Origin of the sequence: Sporosarcina cascadiensis, assembly GCF_009650995.1 — a bacterium.
In the GTDB taxonomy this organism is placed as follows: Bacteria; Bacillota; Bacilli; order Bacillales_A; family Planococcaceae; genus Sporosarcina; species Sporosarcina cascadiensis.
In genome coordinates this window covers 169,614-185,639 of sequence record NZ_WHVV01000003.1, presented here as the reverse complement: position 1 = coordinate 185,639, position 16,026 = coordinate 169,614, and the positions used below count along the sequence as shown (strand labels likewise).

Annotated in this window: 16 protein-coding genes; 4 read left to right on the top strand and 12 right to left on the bottom strand. The window is 44.7% G+C overall.

The genetic code is table 11. The features are described from left to right. Positions 1 to 31: 31 nt before the first annotated feature. The 3 genes from GDZ68_RS04830 to GDZ68_RS04820 form a co-directional block, all read right to left on the bottom strand. Positions 32 to 1,498 (bottom strand): S-layer homology domain-containing protein, encoded by a 1,467-nt coding sequence (locus tag GDZ68_RS04830; RefSeq protein WP_153721131.1) that lies wholly within the window; start codon positions 1,496 to 1,498, stop codon positions 32 to 34. A 182-nt stretch (positions 1,499 to 1,680) separates the two neighbouring features. Then, entirely contained in the window at positions 1,681 to 1,956 is a 276-nt protein-coding gene (locus GDZ68_RS04825; protein ID WP_153721130.1) for a DUF2564 family protein, read from the bottom strand. Between the two features lie 144 nt (positions 1,957 to 2,100). Beyond that, positions 2,101 to 2,253, bottom strand: a complete 153-nt coding sequence (locus GDZ68_RS04820; protein WP_153721129.1) for a hypothetical protein — start codon at positions 2,251 to 2,253, stop codon at positions 2,101 to 2,103. Positions 2,254 to 2,427: 174 nt separating this feature from the next. On the opposite strand from GDZ68_RS04820, the gene GDZ68_RS04815 reads away from it, so the two are divergent. After that, positions 2,428 to 3,159 (top strand): MOSC domain-containing protein, encoded by a 732-nt coding sequence (locus tag GDZ68_RS04815; RefSeq protein WP_153721128.1) that lies wholly within the window; start codon positions 2,428 to 2,430, stop codon positions 3,157 to 3,159. Positions 3,160 to 3,207: 48 nt separating this feature from the next. Here GDZ68_RS04815 and GDZ68_RS04810 read toward each other — a convergent pair whose 3' ends face one another. Beyond that, positions 3,208 to 3,690, bottom strand: coding sequence for a nucleoside deaminase (locus tag GDZ68_RS04810; protein WP_153721127.1), 483 nt, complete (start codon positions 3,688 to 3,690; stop codon positions 3,208 to 3,210). A gap of 150 nt (positions 3,691 to 3,840) precedes the next feature. Here GDZ68_RS04810 and GDZ68_RS04805 point away from each other — a divergent pair, with 150 nt between their 5' ends. Beyond that, a complete protein-coding gene (locus GDZ68_RS04805) occupies positions 3,841 to 5,514 on the top strand; it encodes a ribonuclease J (RefSeq protein ID WP_153721126.1) in 1,674 nt (557 codons plus the stop codon). A gap of 70 nt (positions 5,515 to 5,584) precedes the next feature. Here GDZ68_RS04805 and GDZ68_RS04800 read toward each other — a convergent pair whose 3' ends face one another. The 8 genes from GDZ68_RS04800 to GDZ68_RS04765 form a co-directional block, all read right to left on the bottom strand. Next, positions 5,585 to 6,226: an HD domain-containing protein gene (locus GDZ68_RS04800; protein WP_153721125.1), complete on the bottom strand. Its 642-nt coding sequence runs from the start codon at positions 6,224 to 6,226 to the stop codon at positions 5,585 to 5,587. Positions 6,227 to 6,437: 211 nt separating this feature from the next. Continuing rightward, entirely contained in the window at positions 6,438 to 6,815 is a 378-nt protein-coding gene (locus GDZ68_RS04795) for a PH domain-containing protein (protein WP_153721124.1), read from the bottom strand. Positions 6,816 to 6,915: 100 nt separating this feature from the next. Further along, a complete protein-coding gene (locus GDZ68_RS04790) occupies positions 6,916 to 7,488 on the bottom strand; it encodes a hypothetical protein (RefSeq protein WP_153721123.1) in 573 nt (190 codons plus the stop codon). Between the two features lie 211 nt (positions 7,489 to 7,699). Then, positions 7,700 to 9,658 carry a bifunctional metallophosphatase/5'-nucleotidase gene (locus tag GDZ68_RS04785; RefSeq protein WP_153721122.1) on the bottom strand — a complete coding sequence of 653 codons (1,959 nt, stop codon included), beginning with the start codon at positions 9,656 to 9,658 and terminating at the stop codon, positions 7,700 to 7,702. Between the two features lie 7 nt (positions 9,659 to 9,665). Beyond that, entirely contained in the window at positions 9,666 to 10,382 is a 717-nt protein-coding gene (locus tag GDZ68_RS04780) for a GntR family transcriptional regulator (RefSeq protein ID WP_153721121.1), read from the bottom strand. Positions 10,383 to 10,404: 22 nt separating this feature from the next. Further along, positions 10,405 to 11,019 (bottom strand): sterol desaturase family protein, encoded by a 615-nt coding sequence (locus GDZ68_RS04775; protein ID WP_153721120.1) that lies wholly within the window; start codon positions 11,017 to 11,019, stop codon positions 10,405 to 10,407. 204 nt (positions 11,020 to 11,223) lie between these two features. Continuing rightward, positions 11,224 to 12,615 (bottom strand): vWA domain-containing protein, encoded by a 1,392-nt coding sequence (locus GDZ68_RS04770; protein ID WP_153721119.1) that lies wholly within the window; start codon positions 12,613 to 12,615, stop codon positions 11,224 to 11,226. Between the two features lie 230 nt (positions 12,616 to 12,845). Further along, positions 12,846 to 13,109 (bottom strand): hypothetical protein, encoded by a 264-nt coding sequence (locus GDZ68_RS04765; protein ID WP_153721118.1) that lies wholly within the window; start codon positions 13,107 to 13,109, stop codon positions 12,846 to 12,848. Between the two features lie 420 nt (positions 13,110 to 13,529). Here GDZ68_RS04765 and GDZ68_RS04760 point away from each other — a divergent pair, with 420 nt between their 5' ends. Both GDZ68_RS04760 and GDZ68_RS04755 read left to right on the top strand, forming a co-directional pair. Beyond that, positions 13,530 to 14,111 (top strand): 2OG-Fe(II) oxygenase, encoded by a 582-nt coding sequence (locus GDZ68_RS04760; protein WP_153721245.1) that lies wholly within the window; start codon positions 13,530 to 13,532, stop codon positions 14,109 to 14,111. 265 nt (positions 14,112 to 14,376) lie between these two features. After that, a complete protein-coding gene (locus GDZ68_RS04755) occupies positions 14,377 to 15,711 on the top strand; it encodes an IS110 family RNA-guided transposase (RefSeq protein ID WP_228551012.1) in 1,335 nt (444 codons plus the stop codon). The last annotated feature ends 315 nt before the right edge of the window (positions 15,712 to 16,026 follow it).

Here is a 16,026-nt window from a genome sequence, read left to right as displayed (position 1 = left end):
TACAGAGGCCGGTACTTTTTATGTCATACTATCAGTAATCCGAATAAAACTTCCCTGCGTAGACACCTATAATCGAACCGATCTGCTCTACCAATACATAGGCCCCGGTGAACACATGGCTTCCGCAGTCACCGGGAGTATTGCACACTTCATAATGTTCTTCATCAAAGTTAGGTTTTTCGAAATCAATTTCGATCCTGCCCTCTTTCTTTCCGGTTATCCGGAAAGTGTTTGTGCCGGGATCCCTTGTCACGGCTGCAATCTGCTCTTGATTCTCCGGATAAAGTTTATGTTTGCCAATGTCATATGTCTCATCTATTTTCAATACAGCAGTTGGTTGTTCTTTCACTCTTCTGGTTAGATATTGAAAGCTGTCATTCTCTGCTTTCGCTTCAATTCCATAGCGAACTTCAGCTCCGTCTGTATACCGCACGTTTGCAATATACTGCCCTGCTTCTTCAATATCGATGCAATGAAAGATAGTTTCACATGTGGAAGTTTCCGCACTTTCAGTCAACTTCTTTCCGTCCATTGTGGAAAGGGCGATATTCTGGATTGGATTGTCCTGTGAATCGATGATTACGGGCGTCGTGCGTATATCGTTCGTTTCTTCCAATGTCAGCTTGAGTTCATTATCAACCTTTTTACTATAGACATAGTATTTACGATGCTTTGCTGCCAGTTCTCCCGATGATGTTCCACCAAGAACAACTGCCCCTTTCCCTTCTTTTTGAGGTATTAACTGCACTTTGTCTTTCGTATAGCCTTCTTTTCCTTTAATAAAGACAGCTTTAAACACTTCAGATGCAAGACCTGCTTCTTTCCCTGATTCATTAACGAAATAGATAGTATCCCACCCCAGATCACTTGGTTCGAGCGTTACTACGTTCGTAATATTCACTTCTTCTGTTGCCTTCAGCATTTTCGCCGCCTGACCTCTTGTGATGAACGCATTCGGACTGAATGCAGTCGGACTCGTACCGGTTGTAATGCCCAGTTTGTAGATAATGAGCACGTCACTTGTGATACCGCTTGGATCCTTGAATGGATTTTTCACATCCGCATCACGAGGCAAATCAAACGCCTCAACCAGTATCGCCGCCATATTCTTACGGTTGATCGGATCGTTCGGCTTATAACTGCCGTCCGGATAACCGCCGATAATTCCTTTTTCCGCCATCGCGGCAATCGCTTTGTAGAACCCGTTCGATGTCGAAACATCCTTAAAGCCGGGATTCTTGACGCTTGCTGTATCTAATTTAATCATTTTTGCGATAATGGCTGCCGCCTGTCCGCGCGTGATCGAGTTTCCCGGTTTGAATGTGCCGTCCGGATAGCCCCCTATAATTTTGCGTGCTGCTAAGTCATTGACTGCTTCTGCGAAGTGCTTCGCCGGCGGTACATCTGAAAATGGCTGTGCAGCGGCAGACGCGCCGGATAAAGGCAGACTGCATGCGAGCAGTAAAGCGCCAACTAGCGCTATTATTTTGTTTTTCATGTGTTTACTCTCTCCCTTTTATGCAAGTCTGTAATTCATTCAGCGTACAGACGGGAGACCCCTATAAAAGTTTCAAAAAATCTTAGAAAGTTCTTTCCTGATCTAAGCAGCATGACAAAAAAGCATCCGCTGTCCACTGAAACAGTGAAGAGCAGATGCAATAGTATTAAAAGAGATTTTCACTACTCACCCATTTTCTTATGGGTTTCATTCAACTGCTGCTTGAGTGAATCCAACTGATCTTTATGCTGCTGAACATTATCCAAATGCACATTAAACTGCTCTGCATTCGTGTATGCATTCTCAGCAGTTTCTATCGAATTGAACGCATGCTCAATTGCCATTTCTTCCGGATGGGACATCGCCTGTTTCACTGCACGGTCTGCCTTTTCAACTGAATTACTGAAAAAAGTGCCCGGATGATTCTTTTTCCAACTTGGGCCTGGATTTTTCGCCAAGTACTTCCCCTCCCGCAAATTAAAATTCTGACAGACTTAGTATTTCACTTTGTCCCTCAAGTATGCATAAGAAGGGAAAACGGTCATTTTTCAAAAAAGCAGACTCCAGATAATAAAGCAGGAAAGTCTTTCATTATATACGAATCAGCCATGATCCGGCATGGCCAGCTCATTGAAGTCAGCAGCCACCCCTGCTCCCTTAACAATGAAATATGCTCCGGGGAATGACCCGCTGAATGAATCCACCAGCAGCATCGGCACACTTCTGTCATCGAGTAGCGATTGAGGGAAATACATAATGCGGCACTGCCGACTTAAACCGAATACTGCCAAAATCCTTGTACATACAACAGGGGAATGGAATAATTAACATATTATATATGCTTTCTTTCCGCGGCACATCGATGAGGCCCAGGTTGATTGTTCAGTTCGATCACTTGAACATGAAAGCAGAGAGGATGGATGATAGCCATGAACAACAAACCTGCAGGAAAATCACCAACTGTGGAAACTCTTTTTGCCGGCAGACCGAAAGTATTTGGAGCAGCCGGTGCAGAACAGCCGATGGACCGGGAATGGAGCACATCTATTCTTAAAGAGCCCGTGTCCGGTCCTGTTTGGTTGACGCAGACCAATCTGACAGGCGATGAACAGGCAGACCTGAGACATCACGGCGGACCTGAAAAAGCTGTATTTTCCTACCCGTCGGAGCATTATTCCGTTTGGCAGAAGGAACTTGGCAATCAGGATATAAAGCCTGGCGGAATGGGAGAGAATTTCTCAACAGCCCGCTTGCTCGAAACAGACATCGCTATTGGCGATACGTTTGCGATCGGGGAGGCGATTATCCAAGTTTCCCAGCCCCGCCAGCCTTGCTGGAAACCGGCGCGCAGATTCCGGGTAAAAGAATTGGCGCTGCTTCTTCAGAACACCGGACGCACCGGCTGGTATTACCGTGTATTGCAGAAAGGCTATATTGAAGCAGGACAGACATTACGATTACTTGAACGTCCGCATCCTGAATGGACGATTGACAGATGCAATTTTATTATGCACATCGACCGGGAAAATTTTGAAGAAGCAGCGACACTCGCGGGAGTTCATGAGCTGGCTGTCAATTGGAAAACAACCTTAGGAAAACGGGTGGACAGCAGAAGGGTGGAAGACATCAGCAATCGAGTGTACGGACCAAATTCCGACTGAGGAAAAAGCCAAAATTGTCTCCTCTCCCTCCTGGCCTCTCAGAGCGTCTTACTGATTTTTCGAATGAAACCTGCGATGCAGTTCGCGCACCTGCTCCGCCAACTCAGGAACCGGGCCTTCCACTGGCAGATCCGGCACAATTTCCTGGATTGACAAGGTTCTCACACTTGAAGGTGCAACACCCATTTCACTCATCCATTCGGACAGCTGACCGGACGAGCTCGCATAGACAATCTTACCGAGACCCGTGAAGCCGTGTGCAGCCGAACACATCGGACAGTGCTCACCGGAAGTATAGACTGTAGCCTTTTCTCTTTCATTTGCCGGCATATTTTCAGCTGCCCAGCGTGCCAGTGCAAACTCCGGGTGCTGCGTCGGATCGCCTCCTCCCACACGGTTGCGATCTTCGGCCAGCACCTCTCCTTCTGCCGAGACCAAAATCGATCCAAACGGCTCGTCCCCGTTTTCCAAAGCCTTCTCTGCTAATTCAATACACCTGGTTAAATGCTTCCTGTCTATTTCATTTATCATACTAATCCCTCCCATTTCTTAAGTTCCCTAAACGCTCTCTAGTAACACATCAAAAGTAAAGGTTATTTCACAAGATTCACCGGCAACAAAATAAATTAGGTTTCAAAGGGCATACTTACATGAAGCTTATCATGTAAAGGAGATCTTATGATGACTATTCTCAAAAACACCGTATCCATTTTTGCATTAGGCGGGATCAATGAAATAGGGAAAAATATGTATGTGCTGCAATATGAAGAGGATCTGTTCGTCATTGACTGCGGTTCTATGTTTCCCGACGAAAACCTGCTGGGAATTGATTTGATCATTCAGGACATCAGCTATTTAAAGCAAAACCAGGACAAAATCAGAGCATTGCTGATTACCCATGGACACGAGGATCATATCGGCGGCATCGCCTATTTTTTAAAACAGCTGAATATCCCTGTTTATGCAACCGCCTTAACCGCAGGATTAATCAATAGTAAATTGAAAGAACACGGCCTGCTCCGCAGTACCGACATGACAATCGTCCATGCAGAATCAAAATTGGTCTTTGGAAATGTGGAGGTGACGTTTTTTAAAACGAACCATAGTATTCCCGACTGCGTAGGGGTTGTCTTTCATACACCCGTCGGAACTGTCGTCCATACAGGTGATTTTAAATTTGATTTGACACCAGTCAATAATGAAACGCCCGATATTCATAAGATGGCGCAGATCGGCGAAAGAGGCGTGCTGGCATTACTGTCTGAAAGCACCAATGCGGAGCGTCCCGGGTTTAATCCCTCTGAAATAACGGTCGGCGGACATATTGAAGAGGAGTTTCGGAAAGCGCGTAATAAAGTATTTATTTCTACTTTCGCATCCAACGTACACCGTGTTCAGCAGGTCATCGATGCGGCACAAAAGACAGGAAGAAAACTGGCATTGCTCGGCAGAAGTATGAATAATGTGGTGAATGTCGCTTCAGAACTCGGACATTTGAATATTCCCGACGGCATGCTGATCGAGCCATACGAAACAGGCAAGTTGAGTCCCGAAAAGGTTGCTATTTTATGTACAGGCAGCCAGGGAGAACCAATGGCCGCTTTGTCGCGTCTATCCAGTTCGAATTTCAGACAGGTGAAAGTACTCCCTGATGACACGGTGATTTTCGCATCGTCCCCGATTCCGGGAAACGAAAAGAATGTGTCACGTATTATCGATAATTTATATCAGCTGAAAGCCAATGTGATTTATGGCTCAGGCTCGGCGACGGGCATGCATGTGTCGGGACATGCTAATCAGGAAGAGCTCAAGCTCATGCTGACACTGATGAAACCGAAGTATTTCATTCCGATTCATGGAGAACACCGGATGCTCTATAAACATAAACAACTAGCGGAATCTGTAGGTGTGGAGTCAGAAAATATTTTTATTATTTCTAACGGTGATGTAGTGGATATAGATGCGGATCAAGCAGTCCAGACACGTAAGGTCCATGCCGGCCGTGTATTTGTAGACGGACTGGGTGTCGGGGATGTCGGGAGTGTGGTATTGCGCGACCGGCGGGTTCTGTCGGAAGAAGGCATGCTGGTAATTCTGATTACAGTGAGCAAAACAGACGGTCAGCTAGTTTCTGAACCTGACACCATTTCACGCGGTTTTGTTTATCAGCGGGATGCCCAGGAACTGATTAAAGAAGTAAATGACGCTGTCACGACGACAGTAAATAACTTACTGGACACAAATGGCAGCAAACGAAACGTAATTAGACAAAATGTGAAGAGTTCAGTGGAGAAATTATTATTTGAACGAACGAAGAGAAGACCGATGATTCTTCCTTTTATCATCGAGATGTAAATGGCAGAATATGTTTCGGCATCAGAGCGGAATAACTGTATTCCACTCTGATTTTCTTATTGGACATCTTTTACTTTCTGCATTCCCCTATGATCCACACTGTAATGTCATTCAACTCTTCATGCTCGGTAAATTGTTCACTGAGCATATCCGTAATAATATTTTCCATGAAATATTCTACGCAGTTCATATCTTGATACAGCAGGATTGTCCGCAATGCTTCTTCGTAAATTTCTAAAAACAGCGGCTCGGGATTTCCTTTTTGAATCTCACCGAATGATTCATACAGCAAGTCAATTTTATCCGCAACGGCTAAAATACGACCTTCCAGCGTCTCATCTTTGCCTTCTTTAAATCGTTCCAAATAAATCTCCTGATATTCAGACGGGATTTCCTTTTCCACAAAGTTTCTGGTCATTTCTTCTTCCACTTCACTGAACAGCTGCTTCAGCTCTTTCGAAGCATACTTTACAGGCGTCTTGATATCGCCGGTGAAAAGTTCCGCGTAATCATGATTCAGCGCCTTTTCATATAAGGATCTCCAATCCACTTCCTGCCCGGATCGTTCTTCGACCGTCCCAAGAAATTGAGAAATTTTCGCCACTTTAAATGAATGGCTGGCCACAGAATGCTCCTGATATTTAAACTTTCCCGGACATCGGATTATTTGCTCCAGATCTGACAAGCTTTTAAAATAATGATGCATACCCATACGGCTCATCTCCTTTCCAGCGTTTCACAAGCTGTTCTTTATCTTTTCCCTATTTTGATTAAAATATGCCGGTATAGGAATGGCTATTTCTTTCACTTCCACTGCCCTTTAAAAAAGGTAGATTACTTTCCAAAATATCACTTATTTAAAAGCACCCGTGTAAGAAAGGATTCGATTTCCATGCTTCTCACATAGGTGCTTTCTGCAAATCTTATAAACAAACAGCCGCTAAGATCTTTTGGATGTCGTAAATGCTGCTGTCCTTCTTGAACTGCTTATTCACCAGCGGTTCCGCTGCACTCGACACCCAAATTTTTAATTCTGCATCCAAATCAAAAGTACCAGCAGTTTCCACACTGAAATGAGCAATGCTCTTATACGGAATGGTGTGATATTCAATCTTCTTTCCAGTCACCCCTTGCTTATCGACCAGAATTAGGCGCTTTTCCGTAAAAACCATCAGATCACGGAATATCTTAAACGCAGCCTTCACTTCTTCATCAGCAATTAAAATGGATGCCAGATCCTTCTCTACCTTCTTCACATCCATTGTCGATGCATTACCCAGCAGTGAATCAAAAAACCCCATCAAAACTCCCCCTTTGAAATGAAATCCACCCGGCGGGTTGACCGGCGGGTTATTCTTATACATATATGAATTTCATCAGACCCAAAAATAATTACCTATATTATACTTCATCTTTCCACTTATTCAGCTTTTCCATCGCAAGTTCATAGGTTTTCTGAGAAATTTCTGGAAGTTCCCCGCCCAGCGCTTTCTTTGCCTCGCTGAATCCTTCCTCAATCGCATTCTTCAGCAGTTCAAACTTACTTCTGTCTCCGCCGGAAACCGCATTGGCGAATTCAACGAGTCGGTCACTGACCATTTCTGGACTGTGTGCTCCGCCCGGTCTGATCGCATTCTGTGCTTCCGTTCGCGTCTGCTCGTCCGTGATAACCTCTTTTTCTCCGCTGACTGCATCTTCCATACTGATTCCTTGTCTTTCCAGCAGATCACGAACTAAATTCCGCAGCTGTTCAAATGCTTTTTCACTTTCTGCTTTCAGTCGTTCGATAGTCGTTGTGTCCGCTTTAAATACAGGTTTCTCATATCCGGCGTTTTGAACCTTTTCCGTCGGTATATACTGATCGATCGGTTTATTGGCGGCTGACTCACTTTTCTTCACAGCCTGCTGTTTTTCATCTCCTGGCTTTTGATTCTGAGGGATCCTAAACGCAGATTGGTTTGGTGAAATTTTCATTTTACATTCTCCTCTCATTCTATTCGTCTATTCCGTTATGATATCGATTAGTTACAGACATATTTAAGGACACAGCAACGCTCTGTTCTGTCCTCTGAAGAACAACCATCCTCATCTATATCCTATTTACCCGACTTTCACAGTAAATACTCGCAGCGATAAAATCATCGTTAAAACTATATAAAAAGTGTTGCTCTGGCTTACACAGAATTCACCGGACAGTACCCTTCCCCAGACTGCGTCTTCTCCTTTTTACAACAAAAACAATAATCAGCACCAAAATGCCAATGAAAGCCAGTAAGATACCGTATGCTGATAAGATGATGCCATTCGGATTTTTTAGTATCGCCAAAACATTCGCATCGTGCTCCACCATTTTCCTGCTCTGGGTTTTCTCATAATAATCCGGCACTTGTGCTGCTCCGTCTATTTTTTCAAAAGACGAAAGATAATTCGCAATCGCATACCATTCCTTCACTTCCTGGTGATCATTCATATAAATGATCCGGTCTTCAAAATTCTCGACAGGCGTGCCGTCTTCATTCTTCGGCACGACGGGCAGGATTCCAAACGACTTTTCATTGACAAAAGGAAGCATTTGAACGGAATACAGACCCCCGACGACACGATAAAGCTTCTTATCATCGATTTCTTCCTTCGCGCCGTCAAAAGACTGCAAATCAATGTCCGTCACTTTATTGAAAATGAAACGATTGGTGTTAAACGTATAACTTAACCCGGCGATATACAGTTGAACCGTGTTCATAAGCGGCGTGATCGAGGCATCGACTTCCGCAACCGTCTTCAATTCTTTCCCGGTTAAATAGATATCCAGCAGAGGATAACCCGAAACTCCATCCGGTCCGATGCCCAATGAATTCACATTGAAAACTTGGGAAGCCGTAATATCCCCCTTGCTGAATGAATCCCTGATCGTCCCCACCGGAACGACGGCCGCTGCAACAGGCTCATACTCGCTTCCTTCTATTTTCTGGATCATATGAATAAAAGAGTCGCCAATCAAGTTTCCGATCGGCTCTTCTCCCTGATCAAACCCTAACTTTGAAAATGAAGTGAAATCAAAGGGCGAGTAGGCGAGAACCTCATCGAATTCCATCCCAAAGTCACGCAGATAATTCTCTTGAACTACCTGTTTATACTCCTCAATCATTAGGGAAATGTCAGGATCCGAAGGCAGTGAGTCGTCAATTTTGCGTAATTCATAATGATTCACTTTCCATTTGCCGTTTTCATTTTGTGAAATATTCAGCACACCCAGATTTTCCCCATACTCGCCCGCTGAACCTAAAATCGAGTCCCCTGCAATGATCGGTTCTTCAAAAGCGGTATGGCTATGACCGCTAATAACGACATCGATGTCCGGTACTTTTTTCATCAGGATTTCATCTTCCGAACGGGACGGGTCAAGCGAAGTACCGGAATGCGAAAGAGCAATCACCAAGTCCACATCCTGATCTTTCTTCAACGCAGCGACCGTTGATTTAGCACTTTCCACCGCATCATCAAACGATACACCCGACATAGGTGCATTGCCGGCGGCCTCTTCTCCCATCAAGCCAAGTATGCCGATTCGGATTCCTTTACGCTCGATGACCATATACTCCTTTACACCGTACGCGTCCACCGCCTCTTGTAACGTCTGAACGCCGGCGTCTGTATTTCCATTCTTGTCTTTAGGGAATCTCATATTGGAAGAGACGATAGGGGGAAGTTTTTCTCCACTGCCTTTCGCAGCGCGCAGGCTTCCCGCCAGCCCTTCCGCCCTAAAGTCAAACTCATGATTACCAAATGTGATTGCGTCATAACCCATTTGTCCCATCATGGTTAAACCCGGCGCGTCTGTGATATAAATGGTTTGAAATAATGTTCCCATCGACAAATCTCCGGCATCTACTAAAATAGCATCCGGGTCCTTTTCTCTTTGTTCCTGAATCGCGCTGTATAATCGGGCATAACCGCCGACTGTCATTTTCCCTTGCTCCCTTTCGACCTCAAAAGGAAGGTAGTTATCGTGCAGATCATGCGTAAAAAGGATGGTGACGGAATCCTCTGCCGAATCCGCGCTTATCTCAGCAGCAGGCAGTAGGAAGACTGTTACAGCGAGCAAAATCAACCAATAAAGTGCGGGCAGTCTGTTAATCTCTCTCATCTCCTTCTTACTCTATGTCATCGAATTTAAACTTCACACCGATCTTTTCTTGAGGAGATAACTGGCCTTCCCATAACGCATAGCTTTTCTCCATCATGGTATGCGCCAGCTTTTCGGCCTGCTGATTATCTCCTTTTAAGGCGGCATCTAATAATTTCTGATAATAGCTTACTGATGCTTCCCGGCGAAAAGAATCATCAAAATACTTCCATGCAATTTTTACATATGCGGGTTCAAAACTATTGAGCACAAGCGAGAAAATAGGATTCCCCGATAATCTGGCCAGCTCCTTTTGCATCTTCCAGTCATATAATGCAAATGCTTCCGGCGTATCTGGCAGTTCATCGACTTCCGACAGCAGTCCAACCACTTTAGGATGATTGAGCTGTACCGCCCTTTTCACATACTGGGGTGTCAGTGCAATGCGCATTTCCAGAAAGTAGAGAACGAACGCATCGGGCACTTGATCAAAATACTCGATAATGTCCACAATCGTCGTGCTGTTTCCCCCGTACCAATAGTCATTGACAACAGCACGATGCCCTTTTTTCAGCGTCAGCCAGCCGCCGTGGCTTAAGCGCTGCAGAACTTCCCGGACCGCAGGACGCCCTATTTCATATTTCATAGCCAATTCTCTTTCCGTCTCCATTTGACTTCCTGCCGGATAATCTCCCTGCAGAATGGCCTTAATCAGTTTCTTTTCAACTATGGTTGTTCGATTCATTGCAAAATCTCCTTTTACCCGTTCATACACGCTTCTCTAAATTTTTAGCCGTCTCGCTTTTTTCCACTAGTTTCTGATTTTTGTACGTACCGAACGTTTTATCTACAGCAGTATGTGTCACGCCGAACCAATAGTTTTCATTTTTAAAATGATGCCAGAGATGAGCTTTCTTAATCTTCCTTCCCCTGGCTGTGCGCGGCTGGACCGGCCGGTGTGCGATGTAATGCTTCCATTCATAGAATAAAAAGTAGATGATGATTCCAGCAAGGTAAGCAAGTGTTAATTGAAAACTGTTTGTGATGAGGAAGAAAATGGCGGCATAGATCGAGAAGCCGGGCAGACTGAACCAAATCGGCAGGAACAGCAGCTTCAAGTCATCCGGATCAGCATGGTGATCAAAGTGTAAGCGCTTTATCCATTTTAGTAAAAAAGGATTTTCCGGTGTTTTCATATGAAATAAAAATCGGTGAATGACATACTCACTCAGCGCATACGTAGCCATCCCTATAATAAAAGCAATCCAGATGCCAATGGAGAGAGCATGTAAAAAAGTATAGGCCATAAGCGGCAGAAAGAGAATCAGCATGATGGTGATGTCTGGAAACGTCATAAACTCTTTCAGATATTTCTTATTCATAGACCATCCTCCTGTCATAATAGTTGAATTACGCTATAGCCGTTGCGACTGTGCAAAGCGATTCGTTTGGTAAGACCATATGCATTTTTGGCGTTACCTAACTATATGTTGTTCAGAAAAGATAGTCAATTTGTTTTTTCTAAAACAGTTAAAAACACTCCGAAGATCAAATATCCTCTGATCTCCGGAGTGTATATTACATGTCTATTGCTGATGTTTTTTCGTAGCCGCCTCATTATATTTCTCTTGACCTTCATTTATTACTTCATTGTATGTTTTATGGCCATTTGTCACACTTTCATTATAGAGTTCATTACCTGTCTGCGTAATATAGTTATATTTCTTATGCTGGTCTTCTATCAAATAATTCGATAACTGGATGACAGGATGGTCATAGTCTGTATATTTCGTTCGTAAATAAGCACGCGCTGCCTTCAACCGTTCTTTTTCCTGCATGGATTGTTTCTGAAGAGCCTCTTTCGTATTCATAGAAAGTTCCTTAAGGTTCTCTTTTTGATCTATTGCGTCTTTTTTGCCGGTCTCCTTCCACTCCAGCCACTGCTTCTGGATTTCTTCGTATTGTTTTCTCATATACTTCCTTAATTCTTTTTCAGAATTAACATAAATAAATTCCCCGTTTCCTGCATCCGCCACTTTCTTAAGCAATGTCTGTCCTTCATTATCCACATCATAGCCAATAATATTGACGACCGTCTGTATATTCCCGGCAACGAGATCTCCCGCAGCCTTCACCGGATCGCCGCCGCATGTTTCAATGCCGTCACTCACCACATACACGACGACTTCTTCTGCATCTTCCGGAATATCCTCTTTTACAGTTTCCAGGACAAGCCCGATCGGTGTCCAGCCGGCCGGTTGTACTTTGCTGAGCGCTTCCCGAAATGCCGTATCTTCAAACTTTCCGCTGTAGAAGTTTTCTGTGCTTGTGCATGAAAGCTGTTTATCTGCCTGATTACCCGAACCCTTATGCCCGTATACACGCATCGACATCGTCGCATCTTCGGGAATCTGTTTGGCAAAATCCAGGACCGCATCCTTTGCGGACTCCATTCGGGTCTTGCTGCCGGCCGTTGCCCTCATGCTGCCGCTCGCATCAATCAAGATTGCATAATGCGCCGTTTTCAATGCAGGCTGATTTACTTGTTCATCCGGTTTTGTATGATCGACTTCCACTGACGTATCAAACGTCAGAAACGTCTTCATCCCTTCATAATAATCTTCCCCGACTAAGTGCAGCATTTCATTCAAATACTCCTCTACTGTCAACCCATCCGGCCACTGATCCATTGCTTCATTCACTTTTTCTTCATCATAGTTCTCTCCGCTGTAGATTCCCGGTTTCCGAAGCAGATCCTTCTCTGCGTCGGTCAAGGGGCGGTCAACGCCTTCGATCTCATAGTACTCAGGTTCTGTCAGTTCAAAATCGTCCGCATCAGTCTCAACTGTTTGCGATTGCACCTCATCCTTTTTCTGTGTTTGCTCCTGGCTGTCCGCCTGCACTTGGGGCTCTTCTTTCGCTGAGCAGCCTGCCAGCACTGCGAATGAACAAAATAACCCGTACAACAGTTTTTTCATCGCTCTGTCTCCTTTGCCACTACCATTTTGATTTGATTATAGCGAAAACTGCAGATGAGAAAAGACCGTATTTACAAAACCGTTCTTATGGCGGGGGGCAAAACGTCTATGTGTAAAGTACTTGCTATGTTATCTGTCATCTAAAAACGCAAAAACTCCGCCAGTTTGCAACCGGCGGAGACTCTTATTGAAACTATATAAGTAATACGTTGCGCGCAGTTGTCTGTAAATCAGCTGCCTGCAATACTTAGGCACCATGTGAAGTTTTCCCAGGCGGAATACCAGCCGGTGAAAAACTCCTGCGAATCATCCCAGCGCACTTCGAATTTCTTCTGCCCGTCCACTTCTACCAAGTAAAGCGCTAGTTCAGCATCTTCCTTGGATACTGCCAGCTTCATACCATTTTGAAGTTCTTCTTCTGTAAACGGCACATCTGAAACCGACCGCAGCTGTGCTTGATCAAATACTTGTTTGTTCATAACTCTATAATTCATAAAGACCCTCCACTAAAACATTTATTCTTTATGTCCGTCCATACTTCTTTCTGCAAAAAAATCATGTACAGTAGTTTATTTTATATGTATTTGCCACTGAAATCAAAGGTGAAGTATATTGACTCAATTCAGTCAATTCAAGGGTACCTGTGTACGAAACAAACATGAATACTTGAATTGCAGAGAGTAATTACCATTTTTCTATTAGACATTCAAATTTCACGTTTTCTGATTCAGCATGCTACAATAAATTGAATTTAATTCCAAAAGGAAGTGTGAAATTTAAAAAGTACCCGTTATTAGCTGTAACCCATTACAAAAAGCGTTTTGGTTTTGAAAATCACACAGTTAAAGAGGTGTTCGAAGTTGATAGCGGAGAATAAAGAGCAAACGATATTTCATCATGCAGGCAAAAAAATCATGACTGATCGAGAGATTGACATAGTCGCAAAAATCGAAGAGCCATTAATCATCGTTTTAGACAATGTGTTAAGTGAGGAAGAGTGTGATGAGCTCATCCGACTGGCAGCAGATAAAGTAACCCGTTCAAAAATAGGAACAACACATGAGGAAAATGAGCTGAGAACAAGCAGCAGTATGTTTATAGAAGAAAGTGAAAACCTGATGATCGCAAGAATTAAGAAGCGGATTTCCACAATTATGGATGTACCTGCCGAACACGGAGAAGGACTTCAGATCCTCCGGTATACTCCCGGTCAGCAGTACAGAGCGCATCATGATTTCTTTTCACTTGAAAGTAACGTAGCAAATAATCGAATCAGCACGCTGGTGATTTACTTAAATGACGTGGAACAAGGCGGAGAAACCTTCTTCCCGCTTCTGAAGTTTTCTGTCACGCCCCGAAAAGGCATGGCCGTCTACTTCGAGTATTTCTACAGCAACCAAATGCTGAATGATTTAACTTTACACGGCGGTGCACCCGTTATTGAAGGAGAAAAATGGGTCGCAACGCAATGGATGAGAAAACAACGAGTTACGTAATCTAAGGGTGCCTGTATAAAAGTACACCAATTGTTTGAGCAATCGAATTTCAAACAACTTGGAATACTTCGTACAGGTATTTTTTTTGGTGCCTATTATATTAAATAGATAGACCGAAACGCAAAGAAACCATTGTTTTCAGGGTATAGGAGAGTACCAATCACAGAACTTCCCTAACCCCCCCACTAAAGAGGAGATGAAAACAATGGTTATACCGACATTAAACCATATTCACGGGAGAAACGGAAGTAATTGGAGTCGCCTCATGCGCAGTAGAGAGGCGGATCACTATTGTATCGTCGCTGTAGACGCAGCGAAGTATGTGAACACGGCCATTATCTGTACGATCTATGGAGATATTTTGAAAGGGCCCTTTGAATTCGATGGATCTTCTACCGGGTTCCAGGTGTTGAAGACAGAGATTGACCGGACACGTGAAGCCTATCAGTTAACGGATGTCATTTTAGGGATTGAGACCACTGCTCATTACTATGAGGATTTGGTGCGGGTATGTGATGAAGAAGGGTACCTGGTTCGTGTGGTGAACGCAGCGACCACCGCAGAGGAACGGAGAAAGCTGTTAAATTATTCGAAGACCGACCGGGTGGATCTGAATGCCATTGTGCAGACCCTCCTGCAGGGGCACGGAGAGACCAGCCGAAAGAAGCGGGAGGATCTGGAACAGCTGCAGACACTGACCCGCGCGAGACGAAGGATGGTGGATGAACAGACCCGTTGTATTAACCGGATCCGACTGTATATGGATCATATCTTCCGTGAATTCCAAGGGAAAAATGTACGGAGGGACGGGAAAAACCAGCTCGTCAAGGTGTTCGATGAGTTCACGTCCAAAACCTCCCTCTTCTTGATGAAACATTATCCACATCCTTCGGATATCCTCGCATTGGGGCAGGAAGGGCTGAGAAACCTGTCGAAAACCCACAACCTAAAGTTGCGTCAGACAGCCATTGAACGACTGTTGACCTATGCCGAGGAAAGCATCTCCAAGCCGAAGGAAGCACTGACCAGTGAACTGCTCCTCCTCCGGTTGAAGCTGGATGAATACGAACTTATCCGGCGACAGATTGCGGAGCTGGAGGAAGTCATTGAACACCTGCTTCTTCTGACCGATGGGGGCATCCTGCTGAGTATACCCGGCATTGGTGTGACCCTGGCGGCAGAACTGACGGCGGAGATGGGGGATCTGGAGGCCTTCACAAGTGCCAGCCAACTCATCAAAATGGCCGGCACCAATCCGGTCGTCAAGCAGTCAGGGGGCAAGGCGGCCAGCCACTTTGCGATCTCCAAACAGGTGCGGGCTCCCTTTCGAAGTGTGGTCTATCAGGCGGGCAAATGTACCGCCCTCTTCAATCCTGAAATGAATGCGCATTACCAACGGCTGAAGGAACGGGGAAAGTTGACGGGCCAAGCCTTCATTGCGATCGGCAATCGAATCCTGCGTCTCGCCTATGCGATGCGGAAACAGCAGACGCTCTACCAAAGTCAGCAGCCGGACTATGTGCTGCAGAAAGTGATCGCCGGCAAGCTGCGAAATCAAGCGAAACAAGCTCTATTTTACGATCGGTTTGTCATACAGTAATCCAAGCAATATCCGCCACTCGTTGATTGGTCATGGAGAATAAAAACAGGCGTCTTTCCGGAGCGGAGGCCACATAGGAAGAGGTGCCTGAGGCCATCTGGACCTCGTTGCACAGCGTTATGGGTCTTGTTCCACAAATACGGATAAAACGTGAAAGAAAAGAGTTTGAATTTAATAGGATGTATCCCTGTGGAATGAAAATACAAGACCTTTCCCGCTACGGAAAGACGCCCCTGATAGAAGTTCTGTGATTGTTGAGTTTCAAAAAAATGGTACTTTGAAGCTTTGGTTTCGTGCGGTCAAAATACGTGAAAT

Excerpts from the sequence above, each read along its gene's own strand:
- GDZ68_RS04830 (WP_153721131.1), bottom strand. The coding sequence starts at position 1,498 with ATGAAAAACAAAATAATAGCGCTAGTTGGCGCTTTACTGCTCGCATGC.
- GDZ68_RS04820 (WP_153721129.1), bottom strand. The coding sequence starts at position 2,253 with ATGTATTTCCCTCAATCGCTACTCGATGACAGAAGTGTGCCGATGCTG.
- GDZ68_RS04815 (WP_153721128.1), top strand. The coding sequence starts at position 2,428 with ATGAACAACAAACCTGCAGGAAAATCACCAACTGTGGAAACTCTTTTT.
- GDZ68_RS04810 (WP_153721127.1), bottom strand. The coding sequence starts at position 3,690 with ATGATAAATGAAATAGACAGGAAGCATTTAACCAGGTGTATTGAATTA.
- GDZ68_RS04805 (WP_153721126.1), top strand. The coding sequence starts at position 3,841 with ATGACTATTCTCAAAAACACCGTATCCATTTTTGCATTAGGCGGGATC.
- GDZ68_RS04800 (WP_153721125.1), bottom strand. The coding sequence starts at position 6,226 with ATGGGTATGCATCATTATTTTAAAAGCTTGTCAGATCTGGAGCAAATA.
- GDZ68_RS04795 (WP_153721124.1), bottom strand. The coding sequence starts at position 6,815 with ATGGGGTTTTTTGATTCACTGCTGGGTAATGCATCGACAATGGATGTG.
- GDZ68_RS04790 (WP_153721123.1), bottom strand. The coding sequence starts at position 7,488 with ATGAAAATTTCACCAAACCAATCTGCGTTTAGGATCCCTCAGAATCAA.
- GDZ68_RS04785 (WP_153721122.1), bottom strand. The coding sequence starts at position 9,658 with ATGAGAGAGATTAACAGACTGCCCGCACTTTATTGGTTGATTTTGCTC.
- GDZ68_RS04780 (WP_153721121.1), bottom strand. The coding sequence starts at position 10,382 with ATGAATCGAACAACCATAGTTGAAAAGAAACTGATTAAGGCCATTCTG.
- GDZ68_RS04775 (WP_153721120.1), bottom strand. The coding sequence starts at position 11,019 with ATGAATAAGAAATATCTGAAAGAGTTTATGACGTTTCCAGACATCACC.
- GDZ68_RS04770 (WP_153721119.1), bottom strand. The coding sequence starts at position 12,615 with ATGAAAAAACTGTTGTACGGGTTATTTTGTTCATTCGCAGTGCTGGCA.
- GDZ68_RS04765 (WP_153721118.1), bottom strand. The coding sequence starts at position 13,109 with ATGAATTATAGAGTTATGAACAAACAAGTATTTGATCAAGCACAGCTG.
- GDZ68_RS04760 (WP_153721245.1), top strand. The coding sequence starts at position 13,530 with ATGACTGATCGAGAGATTGACATAGTCGCAAAAATCGAAGAGCCATTA.
- GDZ68_RS04755 (WP_228551012.1), top strand. The coding sequence starts at position 14,377 with ATGCGCAGTAGAGAGGCGGATCACTATTGTATCGTCGCTGTAGACGCA.